The 13,104-nt window shown below is 62.7% G+C and carries 16 protein-coding genes; 5 read left to right on the top strand and 11 right to left on the bottom strand.

Going from position 1 to position 13,104, the window contains the following annotated elements; all coding sequences use genetic code 11:
* Positions 1 to 344 precede the first annotated feature (344 nt).
* From ABIC21_RS14770 to ABIC21_RS14755, 4 genes are all read right to left on the bottom strand, one after another.
* A complete protein-coding gene (locus ABIC21_RS14770) occupies positions 345 to 935 on the bottom strand; it encodes an ABC transporter permease (protein ID WP_354351148.1) in 591 nt (196 codons plus the stop codon).
* Between the two features lie 376 nt (positions 936 to 1,311).
* A complete protein-coding gene (locus ABIC21_RS14765; RefSeq protein ID WP_069951468.1) occupies positions 1,312 to 1,488 on the bottom strand; it encodes a CsbD family protein in 177 nt (58 codons plus the stop codon).
* Positions 1,489 to 1,836: 348 nt separating this feature from the next.
* A complete protein-coding gene (locus ABIC21_RS14760; protein WP_354351147.1) occupies positions 1,837 to 2,049 on the bottom strand; it encodes a hypothetical protein in 213 nt (70 codons plus the stop codon).
* A gap of 115 nt (positions 2,050 to 2,164) precedes the next feature.
* Complete coding sequence (locus ABIC21_RS14755; RefSeq protein ID WP_354351146.1) at positions 2,165 to 2,530, bottom strand: hypothetical protein; 366 nt, start codon at positions 2,528 to 2,530, stop codon at positions 2,165 to 2,167.
* A 921-nt stretch (positions 2,531 to 3,451) separates the two neighbouring features.
* Here ABIC21_RS14755 and ABIC21_RS14750 point away from each other — a divergent pair.
* Together ABIC21_RS14750 and ABIC21_RS14745 are read left to right on the top strand one after the other, a co-directional pair.
* A complete protein-coding gene (locus ABIC21_RS14750) occupies positions 3,452 to 3,805 on the top strand; it encodes a hypothetical protein (RefSeq protein ID WP_354351145.1) in 354 nt (117 codons plus the stop codon).
* A gap of 343 nt (positions 3,806 to 4,148) precedes the next feature.
* A complete protein-coding gene (locus ABIC21_RS14745; RefSeq protein WP_354351144.1) occupies positions 4,149 to 4,598 on the top strand; it encodes a hypothetical protein in 450 nt (149 codons plus the stop codon).
* 521 nt (positions 4,599 to 5,119) lie between these two features.
* On the opposite strand, the gene ABIC21_RS14740 is transcribed toward ABIC21_RS14745, so the two are convergent.
* Positions 5,120 to 6,334 carry a virginiamycin B lyase family protein gene (locus tag ABIC21_RS14740; RefSeq protein WP_354351143.1) on the bottom strand — a complete coding sequence of 405 codons (1,215 nt, stop codon included), beginning with the start codon at positions 6,332 to 6,334 and terminating at the stop codon, positions 5,120 to 5,122.
* A gap of 239 nt (positions 6,335 to 6,573) precedes the next feature.
* Between ABIC21_RS14740 and ABIC21_RS14735 the strand changes: the two genes are divergently transcribed.
* Positions 6,574 to 7,626 (top strand): S66 family peptidase, encoded by a 1,053-nt coding sequence (locus ABIC21_RS14735; RefSeq protein ID WP_354351142.1) that lies wholly within the window; start codon positions 6,574 to 6,576, stop codon positions 7,624 to 7,626.
* A 61-nt stretch (positions 7,627 to 7,687) separates the two neighbouring features.
* Here the strand turns inward: ABIC21_RS14735 and ABIC21_RS14730 are convergent, their stop codons facing one another.
* From ABIC21_RS14730 to ABIC21_RS14720, 3 genes are all read right to left on the bottom strand, one after another.
* Positions 7,688 to 8,437 carry a phosphotransferase gene (locus ABIC21_RS14730; protein WP_354351141.1) on the bottom strand — a complete coding sequence of 250 codons (750 nt, stop codon included), beginning with the start codon at positions 8,435 to 8,437 and terminating at the stop codon, positions 7,688 to 7,690.
* 104 nt (positions 8,438 to 8,541) lie between these two features.
* Positions 8,542 to 9,051, bottom strand: coding sequence for a GNAT family N-acetyltransferase (locus tag ABIC21_RS14725; RefSeq protein WP_354351140.1), 510 nt, complete (start codon positions 9,049 to 9,051; stop codon positions 8,542 to 8,544).
* Between the two features lie 84 nt (positions 9,052 to 9,135).
* Entirely contained in the window at positions 9,136 to 9,669 is a 534-nt protein-coding gene (locus ABIC21_RS14720; RefSeq protein WP_354351139.1) for a GNAT family N-acetyltransferase, read from the bottom strand.
* A gap of 199 nt (positions 9,670 to 9,868) precedes the next feature.
* On the opposite strand from ABIC21_RS14720, the gene ABIC21_RS14715 reads away from it, so the two are divergent.
* Complete coding sequence (locus ABIC21_RS14715) at positions 9,869 to 10,096, top strand: PLD nuclease N-terminal domain-containing protein (RefSeq protein ID WP_354351138.1); 228 nt, start codon at positions 9,869 to 9,871, stop codon at positions 10,094 to 10,096.
* Positions 10,097 to 10,236: 140 nt separating this feature from the next.
* On the opposite strand, the gene ABIC21_RS14710 is transcribed toward ABIC21_RS14715, so the two are convergent.
* The gene (locus tag ABIC21_RS14710) at positions 10,237 to 10,380 is read right to left on the bottom strand and encodes a hypothetical protein (protein WP_354351137.1); all 144 of its coding nucleotides are present in this window, start codon (positions 10,378 to 10,380) and stop codon (positions 10,237 to 10,239) included.
* A gap of 698 nt (positions 10,381 to 11,078) precedes the next feature.
* On the opposite strand from ABIC21_RS14710, the gene ABIC21_RS14705 reads away from it, so the two are divergent.
* Entirely contained in the window at positions 11,079 to 11,537 is a 459-nt protein-coding gene (locus ABIC21_RS14705) for a hypothetical protein (protein ID WP_354351136.1), read from the top strand.
* Between the two features lie 356 nt (positions 11,538 to 11,893).
* Here ABIC21_RS14705 and ABIC21_RS14700 read toward each other — a convergent pair whose 3' ends face one another.
* Entirely contained in the window at positions 11,894 to 12,610 is a 717-nt protein-coding gene (locus ABIC21_RS14700; protein ID WP_354351135.1) for a hypothetical protein, read from the bottom strand.
* Entirely contained in the window at positions 12,607 to 12,993 is a 387-nt protein-coding gene (locus ABIC21_RS14695; protein ID WP_354351134.1) for a PadR family transcriptional regulator, read from the bottom strand. The genes ABIC21_RS14700 and ABIC21_RS14695 overlap by 4 nt, the downstream gene beginning before the upstream one ends.
* Positions 12,994 to 13,104 lie beyond the last annotated feature (111 nt).

The raw sequence follows: 13,104 nt of genomic DNA, 5'->3' as shown, positions 1-13,104 counted from the left end.
CTAGTTGGCGGTTTGAACACTAGTTGGCGACGAAACGGGACTAGAAGTTTGGCGAAGACCGGTCGAGTTGGCGGTTGACGTAGGCTGCTGACCTGGTGCTTTGGCTGTCAACGAGGCAGGCCCCGCGCGTTCTAACGTGCGGGGCTTTTCGTGCATCCGTTCTGGGGTCCCTCCATGCCCGGCGCCCAACGAGTGCCCCTGTCCCATCCGGACAGCACCGGGTCCGTCGCCCGTACTTTCGCTGGAGTCGAATCGCTGTCAGGTCGGTGGCACCGGGTGAACCCTGAAGGCGGCGACGCCCGGCTTCAATGGCCGGTCCCGGACGGGGCCAGGACCGGCGCCCCTCACTTTGTATCGTCCAGGGCGTTGCGTTTGCGGAAGGTCCCTGCAATGGAGAGTTTGCTCGAGTAATGGATGGACCCGTACCGGAAGAGGTGGATGGCGAGGCGGAGGATGAGGAAACCGGTGATGAAGAGCTCGGCGATGATGATCGTGGACTCGAGCGGGCTGAGCGTGCCGAAGCCGTTGCGGAGCATCGCGGTCACGGGTCCGAGAGCGGGAAGTACGTGATGATCTGCACGATGGGGCCCGGGGTCGGAGTTGATCAGGCTGATCGCGTAGAACGGGACGAAGATCAGTGCCATCAGGGGACCGAAGATTGTGCCGGCGTCTTTGGCGGTGGGCATGACCGCGCCGATCGCGACCAGGACGCCGGTGAAGACGGTGAATCCGTCGAGGAGCAGCAACGTCCCGACGATTATGGTCCCGGGCTCGAAACTGATGGTGGAGAGGTCCAGGCCGGGGATGGGTGCCAGGATAACCAGGATCTGGACGAGGCCGATCATGAACAGTGCGATGACCTTGCCGGTGATCAGGGTGGTCGGGTTCAGGGTCGTGAGAATCATTTCGGTGACCCGGTTTTCTTTCTCTTCCAAATGGGTGCTGTTGAGCATCTGGTGGAGAGCAGAAGGATGGAGACGTAGAAGGTCAGCAGGAACATCAGCGGCGGGATGGCGGAGCCGAAGCCGCCGGCGGCCTGGCGGTCCCTACTGGGGGTGATTCGCGAGGGCGAGGGAGGGACCAGGGACCCGCAGATGCAGCCCGATGCCCGTCAAACGAACTTATCATTTACACCTGTTGGGACTTGAGGAAACTTCAGGAGCGGGCGGTTTCTCATCGATCCCTCCTGCTGCCAGGCAGAAGGGAGAGGTGGGGGGGGGGGGGGGCCGCCCCCCCCCCCCCCCCCCGGGGGGGGGGGGGGGGGGGGGGGCCCCCCCCCCCCCCCCCACCTCTCCCTTCTGTCTGCGTGTCTCAGTGCTTCTTGAAGGCGTCTTTGATTTTTTCGCCAGCCTGCTTCAGGTCCGCTTTGACTTGCTCGCCTTTGCCCTCGGCCTTCAGTCGGTCATTGCCGGTGGCATCGCCGGCGGCTGCTTTGCCCTTGCCGTGGAGTTTCTCGGCGGCGTTGTGGATCTTGTCACCCAAACCCATGGTCGTTCTCCTTATTTGGCCGCCCCCGCGACGTGAATGCCGTGGAGGCCGACAGTTAATTGTAGGTACGGAACCGTCAGAGTGGGTGCGATTGGCGATAGGGCTATCCGGAGGTTTGGGGCCGGAATGGGCAGCCGGTGCGGCCCGGAGGTTCAGGCACATGGATTTTGGCACCGTTTTTCGCTGCAGGCATACAGTTGTAATTTCGGTGCCGAGTGGCAGGTCTTCGTCAGTGCTGAAATGGCACCCGGAGACACAGAAAAAGCGTCATGCACCGCCGCCGTGCCCCGGCACGCGGTATCATCCACGAACGGTGAAGGACCGTCAGCAGCCTGGATTTGCGGGGCCCTATGCGATCAAGGTGTGAAGATCGACCCCGAAGAGGGCCACGAGAGGCCACAGGACAATCGCCGCGAGGCCTTCCAGAATGTTGCCGGGAACGTTCCATGCCACGAGATAACCATGGGTGGCGGCGACCACAACCCCGATGATCAGATACACGATCCCGATCAGACCTATTCCGCGTCCGCCCATCTTGCGCCTGCCAAATCCGCGTATCATCGCTCATCTCCCGCTGCGGGGTGTGTGAATCAAATTATAGTAGCGCCGGGGGCGTTCGGGGAGGCCCGGGCTTCGTCGAGTTTGTTGTTCCGGGGGACGATATGAGTGCTGTCGATCAGGTGCTCGGACAGAACGGGTGTCGGCGGCCCATAATGCCGGTTTGCGTACAGTCGGGGTCGAGGAGGAGCTGCTCATTGTGGATCGTGCCGAGGCCGGCGAGCTGCTGGCCTTCAGCCGGACTCCGGGTGGCACCTCGGCGGCAGGTCAGGCCGCCAGTCCCATGGCCAGGGCGGGTACTACGGCATCGCCAGGGGGCCGGGATGCTGAGCCCGCAATCAGCCTGGAGCGGATCTATGTGTGCGGGCAGGCGGTGGAACTGCGAGCAGGCGAGCAGCTGCTCCAGGGCGACGGGTTCGACGCTGGCGCGGGCCATGTCGACTTCCAGGGCCAGGCATTCCATCACGGCGTTTGCGCGTTTCACGATCTCGTGGAGGCCTGGATGCTCTGTGCAGTCACGTGGCCATGGGCAGTGATCCGGGCGAAGCTGGAAACTCCCGAGTGGCACGGCTGGGCTGCCGGGAAAGCTCAAGGGGGAATACCAAGAGGCTGTTCCAGAACCGCGCAGGGAGCATAAAGGACCATTTGGTTTGTCCATGTACAGGCGCGCAGGGACTGCTGCTTCCGCGGAAATGCGCAGGGGCGAAATGGTCCTCGGGACCAAGTAGCCTGTCCATCTACACCCCTTCCCCCTGTGAGATCGGCGTCTAGTTGGCTGTGAGGTTCCACGGTACTTGGCCATTTCCCAACTTAGATGGCCACGTTTCACAGTAATTGTCCAACTGTTTCATGCAGTTGGCCAACCGTGTGATCGAGTTGTGAGACTCCGACCTAGGAGGAAGCACGCCCTTCATGTTGGAAGGGCCGGGCCACCTACTTGGAAGATTTGCAAGTAGGTGGCCGGGCCACCCTCGTCCGCCCAGAAGTGGCAGGGGTAGGTCTGGCGATTACTTCTCCTAGGTGGGTCGAACATGTTCGCCCAATGATGGAGCTGCGGCCCGACGGTGAGAAACTACTCTCGCGATAGCAGTAGACCCGCCCGTACCATCAGCGGCCGGCACCACCGCCCTGGCCAGCGCATCCGGCCTCGCCGGCGTTCCCTTTCACGCCCCGTCACCGGTCGCTTCACCGGACGGGGGTTACGGGACGCCGATGGACGCCAGCTCGCAATGATGCAGTTCAGCGGTGTGTGCGACCGGTGGGGGACCGGATTACGGGCGCGATGTGCCCATGCTGCTAACCCGCGGCTAGACGCGGCACCAAATGTCTAGCCGCACGCTCGGTAAGCTACGCAGAGGACGAATTGGGGGACACGTTGGACGGACATGCGTTGGATCGACGGCGGATGGCCCGAGATTTCTGGCTTCACATAGCGATTCCCGGCGTGCTCTTCGCCGGGCTGCTCGTCCTTCTCTTCACCTCCGTGCCACTTGATGCGCTTCCGCCTGCACTGTTGATCACCGGGGCTGCGCTCTTGATCGGCGGCGCCATCGGATTCTTCACGGGCATTCAAGGGCCGCACTGGCCGATCTACGCTCTGATCCTCACCGGATTGGCTGTACTTCTCCTGCTGCCCCATCCCTGGCAGGGGCTCGCCTTCGTGCCTATCCCGACATCGGCGGCCGGGTACGCGATGGGCAAGGAGGTCGCGTTCTTCCGTCTGAACCTTCGGCAACCGGTTTCACCATCCACAAACTGACATCCACTCACCACTTGTTTCACCGCGTATTTTCGGTGCGCATTCGACCATCGGCTTTCGGGCGATGCTGAGTGCGACCAATGGACTTCTGGCTATGGAAAAGGATGCCGTGACTGAAACGCCGACACTGCATCTGATGGTCTGGCCTCCCGGCGGCGGAAAGACGACACCGCTGCGAGAACCGAACATCGGACGGTGCGCTCCGGCTTACTCCGGATGATCGGATGCAGCCGTCATAGTCGTTTTCGACACTTGTCCGGGGTTGCCGCCCATACGGCCCCTTATGGCCATCTTTTTGCAGTCCTGTGATCGTATTGTCAGGGATGAGAACCAGGAGGAACGCATGACGACTAGCCCGCACCAGGCGCACGATGAGGTTATACATGCCGAACACAAGGAGGCTCTGGCCCGAGGTGAAGCGCGCGTTCTCTATCTGACCGAGGACGGAATGCTCCACAGTTACCTGAAGCACGAACTCGGAGGGCCACCCAATGGGCCCAAACATTGGTGGGTGAACCTCTTCCAGCTCGCGTTCATGGTGGGTGGTGTCGCCCTCGGCGTCGCCGTCGTGGTGGAACCCACCCTGAGCGGGGGAGAACCGTATTGGCGCGGACTCATCGCCGTCGGAGTGTTCCTCCCCGGTGTCGCCGCCTGCCTCTGGTTCACAACAGCGGACTACCGAGCCCAGAGGCTGCGTAGGAAACGAGGCACCCCGAACCCGCTACGCATCTCTGGCGCGAAGACGAAGGTCCCGGAGGCCTACACGGAATCCATGCCCACACGGGCTCTCTAGCTCAAATCGGTCGACGCCCTCGATTGCTTCGTGCTGAGCGATCTTCAAGACTTCATCGTCGAAAGTTACCTCGGGTAGGGAAAACCTCGCGGCCCGCGTGACTTGCCCTAGCACCTGCTGCCTGTCCCATAGCCGATCCCTCTACGGGACTCTATCGATACCACTCGGCGTGCAGGCGCAGCGATTCAGGACTGACTCCGGGTTCGCATTTGAGAGTAGTGCCTGGCTGAAACCAAGAGTGGGCTTCGCCAGCATGTCCATGAACTCTAGTGGCATGTGTTTCCGCCATTTCCTGTTTGCGACGATCGTGGCTCGGACTGACTTCTTTCGGCGGGGTGAAGCGTGCCATATATAGATAGCTGGCGACCCCTCCTACCTCTGCACACCGTTGCCTGCGACCGAACTGCCCATCCGAAGTCGGTGAAAGGGTGGCGTGGACCCGCGGATAGCTGTGGCTACGGTTTACTGTCCGGGTTTTCCACATCAGCTCGGGAAAGCCGGTTAAGCCCGCTCGGGCCAGATCACTTGCTTTGGCCTGCATCGGCGTGCCCGCTCCAGAAACCTGCGCTGTGGTGATCGGCGGGGTGTTCCTCTGACCCGCTGGCGCGGTCGCGAAGAGACGCCATTCGCCGGCGTTGCGTGGCCACGAGGAGCAGGGCGATGACGAGAGCTGCTGCTCCGGCCGTTCCAGCGATTCCGGCCGGGGAGTCCCACGGGGTTGTCGCCGCGTCGCCGGGTCGGGTCGCGGCGGATACCGGTGCTGAGGCTGGGGCGGGGGCCGAAGCCGCAACTGCAGCGGCGGTGGCGTAGCGGGCCACGGAACCGTTTCCCGCGCCGCTGCCCGGGGTCGTCACGATGATGGTCCCGTCCGGAGCTACCGCGAGGCGACCGGGGTTGCTCCCTGTCGGGATGGAGGGACCGGTCGCTGTGGCCCCGGGCGGTATTACGGACAGGGCGGGACGTAGGGCGCTGGCCACGTAGAGGGTCCCGTCCGGCCCGACGGCGGCCTCCGTGGGTCCGCCCGGGACATAGATGCGGTAGGCCACGGTGTCGGCGCCCGGCTTGATGACAGCGACATCATTGGAACTGATGTTGGTGACATAGATCGTCCCGTCCGGGCCGGCGGCAATGCCGTGGGGGTTCTCTGTCCTCCGGGGCGTGGAGCTGACCTGGATGGTCCGCGAGACGGTGTTCGCTCCGGCCGGGATCACCGAGACCGTCCCGCCGTACTGGTTCGTCACGAACGCGGTGCCGTCCTTCGTGACCGCCACTTCCACCGGGCCGGCCCCGACCGTGACAATGCGGTCCACCGCCGATCCATTGGGTGCGATGACCGACACGGTGCCGTCGGCAGGGTTCGGAACGAAGACCGTCCCGTCGGGTCCGGCGGCGATCAGATGGTTCCCATCCGACACCGGAATGCTCCGTACGACACCCGCCGCCCCGGCCGGGATGACACCCACCACTGCCTCACCCGTGGCGCTGTCCTGCTGTGCCACGTACAACGTGCCGTCCGAGTCCAATGCGATCCCGGAGACATTGATACCCGTACTGAGCGTGCGCGAAGGCCGGGACGCTCCCGGCGGTATCACCCGAATCCCGCCGGTGCCGTAATCGCCCACGTACGCTGTGCCGTCACTGCCAACCACTACCCCGAGGGGTGTCCCGCCGACGTCGAGAATCTCGGCAGGAGCCCCCACGGCCGGTGCCGCCCCCAGGAAAAGGACCGCCGTCACCGCTGCGGCAGTCCTCAGACTTTGATGCTTCACGCTTTTACCCCCAATAGACGTGGCACCACACAGCGCCACAATGTCATTGCATGGAGCTTAGTCCAGCCACCGGCGACTTTCGGCCCTACGGAATCCGGACAGCATGTCCGTCGGTGTGCGGAAACAGCGCCCGCTCAGGGATCCTCCACCGGCACGTCCCGTCGCCAAAAAGCCGCGATCCGTGCGCCATCTGGTTCCATGAGTGAATGGATCATTCGCAGCTTGACTTGTCCGCGCAGAAGCTCGTTCCGGGCGATCGTGTCGCGATTCTCTCCCCGTCGTTCGCGGCGCCTGGAATCGCCCCGGCCGTGCATGAACAAGCAATGCGGCGGCTCACTGCGGCTACCGGGTTGATCCCGGTGGAGTTTCCGACGACCCGCAAGCTCGAATCCAGCCCCCAGGAACGTGCGGCGGACATTAATGCTGCGTTCGCCGATCCCGCCATCCGCGCGATTCTCGCCACCATCGGCGGCGATGACCAGATCACGGTCATACCCCATCTCGACGAGGCGGCGGCCGCAGCCAACCCCAAGATCTTCATCGGGTATAGCGACAACACCAACCTGCTCAACTGGCTGTGGTCTCTCGGGATTCCCGCATATTACGGCGGTTCGACCCAGGTCCACCTCGGCGCCGGGCCGGGCGCGGACGAGGTCCACCTCGCTTCCCTGCGGGCTGCGCTGCTCACCGGAGGCCAGCTCGAGGTCACCGATCCCGGGGAATCAGAGGATTTCGGGCCGGATTGGCTCCAACCGCGGGCACTCGTCGAATACGGCGACCGCGAACCCACCGAACCGTGGACGTGGACAGGTCCCAGACGCACGGTCTCCGGTCGGACGTGGGGTGGCTGCATCGAAGTCCTCGACCAGCTCGCCATCGCCGACAGGCTGCCCTCCGTCGACGAGCTCGCGGGCGCGGTCCTGATCTTGGAAACGAGCGAACTGCTGGCTCCGGCAGACTGGGTTAAACGCTGGGTTCGAGCGCTCGGAGAGCGTGGCGTCCTGGGCGCGGTCGACGGGGTGATGGTCGCCAGGCCGCCCGTCAGCAGCCACGGGCACGTTCCGCCTGCCGCCGAACGGGCCCGGCTGCGCGCGGCACAGCGAGATGTGGTTAGCACCGAAATCGCCCGGTACAACCCGGACGCCGTCGTTTGCATCGGGGTCCCGTTCGGACACACCCGGCCGCAGTGGATCCTCCCCTACGGCGGCAGAATCCAACTAGATGGAGACACCAAGACGGTCACCGCCAGCTACACCTGACCGTGGCCGGCAGCGTCCCGGTCAAGATTCGGCTATCGGGCGGCTGCCCACCGGCGGCAATCTAGGTCAGGGCTTGTTGCCAGGCGTCTCGGTTGCCCAAAACATAGTCGGTCGCAGCGCGCCAGTGCTGGCCGTGTCCGTTGACGTACATGTCAGCCCAGGGCTGGAATCCGGTCTCATGTGAGGACTTCAGCAGCTCGTGCATGGCCGCCGTCCTCTGTCCTAGGGCCTCGGGCAACGCTTCCCGCAGGACTTCGTCCGCCCCGTAACCGTCGACAACAGCGCGCAGTCTCGCAGCTGCATCTGGAACCGGTTGGCCGTCAAAGAGCATTCCGAAGGACTGCGCTGCATAGGAAAGGTCCCAGAGGCGCGTACTCGGGGCCGCCGCGTCCCAATCGATGAACACCCACCGTTTACCCATAATGAAGTTCCACGGAGCAAGGTCGTTGTGGCACATCAGGTCCGGGTTCTCGGCAGGAAGCAAGACGTTCCATCCGGTCGTATCCGGGAGTTCAAATCCTTCGCTGGCATCGTGAATCTGGCGAATCAAACGACCGACCCGCAGCAGGTCATGCTGTCCCAGTGGCAATTGGTCAAGCGCCGGGACGCCCTCGACGTACTCGGTGACCTGCCGCCCAGCGTGATCTCTGCCCAAAGGTTCTGGAACGTCGAGGCCGGCTTTTTGGAGGGCTTTCAGGTACTCCTGGACAGTGGCAGAGCTTTTCAGCCACGGTTTGCGGACCGTACCGCCAACACGAAGGACACTCTCTGAGGCGTTTCCGCCGGCAAGTTCTTCAGCTTCCTCATTCACCCGACGAACGCTACTGCGTGCCAGCGAGGGGGCCAAGCCAACTCCCAAGGGCGGAGCCACTCCATACGCCGCTAAAGGATCCTTCCAGGCGGCGCCTCCAGCTCTCAGCTGCCGCCAGCAACAGCGGACGCGGCTGCCGCACCGTCCAGCGCCTTCTCGAGAATGTCGTCCGTTTCAGTAGCCCACTGCTTGTGCCCGTCGCTGTCGACGTACTGATATGTCGTTGTGGTCCTGGGCCCCGCAAATGTGAAACCCAGGCGCTGATAGAGCCGGCGGGCGCCATGGTTCTCTACGCCGACACCGAGGTAGAGCTTGTCGAATCCCGCCCGCTTCGCGTGACGTTCCGTCCAGACGCACAGGGCCGTACCCGCGCCGGCACCTCGGCGGGATTTCTGCACAAAGAGATGCTTCAGCTCCGGGGTGTAGTCGGAGCGCAGATCCAAGACCACGGTGCCCAGCAGCTGATGATCGCGCCACGCTGCTGCGTACACAATATTGCCGGCCGCCTGCTGATTGAGCAGGTAGCGTGCAATGCCGGATCGTGGCGGTTCGGCCTCTTCCAGGGCAGCCAAATCGCCGTCGGTGCACTGCCGAACTACTAACTCCGCGGCCATACGTTCCCCCTCGCCCTGTCCCTCGATAAGCGTACCGAGCACAGCGTCACCGGAGGGCCCCATCCGCGTCCGGTGAGGAATCCCTCACTGGGATAACGGGAGCATCTTGAGATCTGGGTTTGAATCCGTACGCAGCCGCGCGTGGGTCTCGACGTCGAAGCGTTCAGCACCGTACAGCAGCTTTTGGCGCTCGATACCTTCGGGGATGAATCCGGCATTGGGGGCGACCTTGCACGAGGCGAGATTGTTGACTCGGTGCCCTAGCTCGAGGCGGAAAAGTCCATCTTCGAATGCTGCTGCGGCGATCGTTGATAGGGCTCGCACTGCATAGCCGCGGCCACGGGCGGCAGAGGTGAGCCAGTAGTACGTCCAAGCAGTTCCGTGGCGCCGGTCAATGGCTGATAGCCCTACATTGCCTACAGCGGCACCATCGATCGTGATAGCCCAGTTACGCCTGGACTCTGTCAACGGAAGTTGGGCGCCGATGTAGTCACGCGCCTGGTCGACCGTGGCTAGGTCTGCACTGCCAAATTGCGTCTTCAGGTCCGGGTTGTGCCGATATGCATCCCACAGTGCGGGTGCGTCCTCAAGCGTCCAGCGGCGAAGTTCGACGGTCATAGCTCCTATCGTGCCCGACATAGTACGGCGGCCATGAATTTGCCCGTAAGCCGGTCCGTTAGTGGAACCTTGAACGGGATGCCGTTGCCAGAGAAGTCCGGCTGGGGTGCGCCGGAATCCTTCTGCCTCCCTGCCCCGACGAGTACGGTGAGAATGAACGCTGAGGGGCCGACGGTAGCAAAGACTTTTTGGGGGAGACATGAGATTAGACGAGGTTCCCATGTGGCCACTCTTGGTAGGCGTCCTGGGGCTCGCGTTGACGGCGCTGATTATTACCGCCCTCGTGCAGATTGCAAAGCACCCGACGATTGACCCTACGGCGAGGGCTGTGTGGATCCTCATCGTCCTGGTTGCGCCCGTGCTCGGAGCAATCGCATGGTTCTGGGTCGGGCCAAAAGAAATCGGCCACATTTCCCAACCAAAGTAAGCGACATCCTGCCATGTATCGCGGGTGAGTCCGGCGGCGACGCAGATGCGGATCCTGCTCGGAAAGTTCCGAAAGCGGAACCCTCTGCGGCACGGTCCACTAGTAGGGGATCCACCTCACGGTCACTGACCAGACAGGAGCTACGGCCCTGTGTGCAGGACGGTGCCGCCCAGCTTTTTCTGGATGAGTGTCGGGTCTTCGCTGACGACGGTCCAGTTCTTGCCGACATTGATCGCACGCTGCCCAACCGGCCTCGCGAAATCAAGCTCCGACTCCAAGTACATGTCGTTGCTGTAGGTAGCAAGGTATAAGAACTCGCCGCAGCTTCCCGAGGAGGAGGCGTACTTGGCAGGCGGTGTGTCCAAGACCAACTCCGGGCATCGCAGGCCAGCGGATTCCACAGCTTCCTTCAACTCGTCAATCGTCCCAAACGTTCCGCCATCCGCCGGCGGCGGCGTGACATCGGAAGTAGAACAAGACACTAACGAGAGAGCGATGACGGCGGTGGCAGTGCCCAACGTAAGTCGGTTCATATCTGGTCCCCAATCAGAAAAACATTCTTCGTCACTCCAGCCTAAGGCCAGCCCAAACATCAGCAACGGAACCAGATCGACCGGGACCTGAATGGATGCTGGCGTTGACTATAGGTACATCTCCTCAGGTACTACGTTCTGCTTGAGCGCTGTCATTTTCCGAAGACGTCTGCACGGAGTGTCCACACTCGCTGCACGACCCACTACATGTCCGTATGGGGATGCCTCACCTGGCACCCGTCGGGGCGCGGTGGTGCCCCCGATGGCTCGTGCGGCGCCGGTTTACTGCTGCTCACGGGGAGTACACCAGAGCGATCCTGTCGTCTGGCGGGGTGCTTCGGCTGTGACTTGCGTTCGAGGCCCGAGTGGGTAGGCTCGCGGCATGTCACGAGATTGGGCTGTATCTGGAGCCGGACAACCGGCCCAGGCAGTACACCGAGAGGAAACCAATGAGTAGTCGACCCGCACTTCCGGGGCTTATTGCTGGGGTGTTCTTCCTGGTCTGGGCGGCAATTTTTCTGACGTGGGCGCCAGTGGACACTCTGCGCCTGGTCACTGGCATCATCTTCGTGCCGATCGGCCTGGCTTTGATCATCAAGTACTTCACCGGCCGCCGACCCGCGAAAAGCGAGCACTCCGAAGGCGGAATGTTTGGATGGGAAGTAACCCGTGTCTTGTTCTCGATCGGCACCATGGCGATTCTGACAGGTATTCTGCGCATCGTTCTGGATCAGTCGCAAGCATTCCCGTGGGCTCTGATCGCCTTCGCCGGCATTGGGTTGGTGGCGCTTTCAACCCGCGGTCCGTGGGACAGCGAAACCAGCGGTCGAAACCGTTCAGTTCTGGGTTTCAGGGCTCGCCCGCATCAGAAAGGCACGCTCCACCAGTCCACCGAACAGGGGAAATGATGGCCGCCGGACGATGGGCACTTCTCACAGTTGCCGTAGTACTCCTGATCGTCTCGGTGGCTACGGCCATTCAGGGATCGGCGGGTTTGTGGTTCACCGCAGTGGCCATGTGCATCGCGATCTTCACTACCGTGCGGTCAGGACTCAAGGAACGTCGCCAGAACCCAGATAGCTCAGAGGCAGACGCAGACCGCTAGCTTCCTTGCAAAGGCCTCCGTGTGAGTACGTCAATCTGATGCCGTACCGGTCGGTCGGACTCAGGGCGCCCCCGGAGACCGGAGGGCGGTAGACACTCCTATGGGTGCCCGCATGCCGATCCCCCACCGCGACAGGATGTTGGCAGGCATCTAGCTGATCTAGCGGAATGACAGCGCGAGGCCGAGCATGGCGATGGCGAGTATGGGGAACAGCCAGTTAGTTACCTGAACGATTGCCCTGGCGCCTCTTCCGTGGCTGTCCGTTGTTCCGGAGAGTGGATCGGTGATGTCGTTGTCGTCCTCCGAGTGGGATGACCGGATGGTGTTCATGGTTGAAAGTGCCACCATCACGAGTGCGCTGCCTATGAGCCAGGGCAGCGGGTCGATCGCTAGCCATGCTTCGGCTTGAGTCGTTGGCGTCATGAAGGCTGAGAGGATGCCTGCCAGGACGCAAATGGCGGTGATTCCGATACATACCCAGATGCGCCGGATGACGGCGTCGAGGTAGAGCGGCAAAAACGCCAGCAACACGACTGGTGTAGCGAGGAGGGCTAGCTGCGCAGGTGAAACCAGCAGCAGTTCTGACCGTGTCCAGGACACCACTGCCTGATTGAAAAGCAGGAAAGCCAAGAGCCCGAGCAGTGACGGCCACAGTGCTTTTCGCACCCAATCGTGCTTCGGCTCGGACGGGAGTTCAAGCGCGGCAGCGTACTCCCGGGCCGGCCCGAAGGCTTCCTCAGCCGGTTGGCCGGTATCGCCGAGGAGCTCCCTGGCGCTTGCGATGGTGTCACCGATGGCACTCCCGTGCACCTGGCGCACACGTAACTCCATGACGAGCTGGTCGAACCATTTCTTATCGTTGGTCTGCTGCGTCATGCGGAGATCTCCTTCGTGAGCCGCTCGGGGTCGAGGTAATGCGTGCTGGTGACGGCGAAACGAAGCCAGTCAGCGCTCAGGCGGGTGAGTTCGGCGCGGCCCTGATCTGTCAGTGCGAAGTACTTGCGGCCAGGACCGCCGTCGCCGGCCCGCCAATCCGTGGTGACCAGGCCGGCAGCCTCGTACCGGGTGAGGAGTGGGTACAGGGTCCCTCCCTTAATGGCGCCGAACCCATGGCGCTCGAGTTCGCTGATGATCGCGTATCCATAAGACGGCCCGGCGGATAGGGCGCGGAGGGCAAGGAACCCAAGCGTGGCCCGGAGCCAATCACTGGGCCAGTCCGCGCTTCCTATGGGTTGCGGATCAGAGGCAGGAACATTCATGACTAGATTGTCTATCTCAGTAGTTAGCCTGTCAAGAACGTCTTCAACTGGGCGTGGCTGGGCACGGGTGCGACACGAGCACATGCCCGATAGCCGGTCGACCACCGCACT

Origin of the sequence: Pseudarthrobacter sp. PvP090, assembly GCF_040547365.1 — a bacterium.
Taxonomy (GTDB): Bacteria; Actinomycetota; Actinomycetes; order Actinomycetales; family Micrococcaceae; genus Arthrobacter.
The sequence above is the reverse complement of the archived record's forward strand: the minus strand, read 5'-3'. Positions and strand labels throughout refer to the sequence as shown.

Coding starts and splice junctions, on each gene's coding strand:
- ABIC21_RS14765 (WP_069951468.1), bottom strand. CDS start 1,488: ATGGGTTTGGGTGACAAGATCCACAACGCCGCCGAGAAACTCCACGGC.
- ABIC21_RS14760 (WP_354351147.1), bottom strand. CDS start 2,049: ATGATACGCGGATTTGGCAGGCGCAAGATGGGCGGACGCGGAATAGGT.
- ABIC21_RS14750 (WP_354351145.1), top strand. CDS start 3,452: ATGGCCCGAGATTTCTGGCTTCACATAGCGATTCCCGGCGTGCTCTTC.
- ABIC21_RS14745 (WP_354351144.1), top strand. CDS start 4,149: ATGACGACTAGCCCGCACCAGGCGCACGATGAGGTTATACATGCCGAA.
- ABIC21_RS14735 (WP_354351142.1), top strand. CDS start 6,574: ATGGATCATTCGCAGCTTGACTTGTCCGCGCAGAAGCTCGTTCCGGGC.
- ABIC21_RS14725 (WP_354351140.1), bottom strand. CDS start 9,051: ATGGCCGCGGAGTTAGTAGTTCGGCAGTGCACCGACGGCGATTTGGCT.
- ABIC21_RS14720 (WP_354351139.1), bottom strand. CDS start 9,669: ATGACCGTCGAACTTCGCCGCTGGACGCTTGAGGACGCACCCGCACTG.
- ABIC21_RS14715 (WP_354351138.1), top strand. CDS start 9,869: ATGAGATTAGACGAGGTTCCCATGTGGCCACTCTTGGTAGGCGTCCTG.
- ABIC21_RS14710 (WP_354351137.1), bottom strand. CDS start 10,380: ATGTACTTGGAGTCGGAGCTTGATTTCGCGAGGCCGGTTGGGCAGCGT.
- ABIC21_RS14705 (WP_354351136.1), top strand. CDS start 11,079: ATGAGTAGTCGACCCGCACTTCCGGGGCTTATTGCTGGGGTGTTCTTC.
- ABIC21_RS14700 (WP_354351135.1), bottom strand. CDS start 12,610: ATGACGCAGCAGACCAACGATAAGAAATGGTTCGACCAGCTCGTCATG.
- ABIC21_RS14695 (WP_354351134.1), bottom strand. CDS start 12,993: ATGAATGTTCCTGCCTCTGATCCGCAACCCATAGGAAGCGCGGACTGG.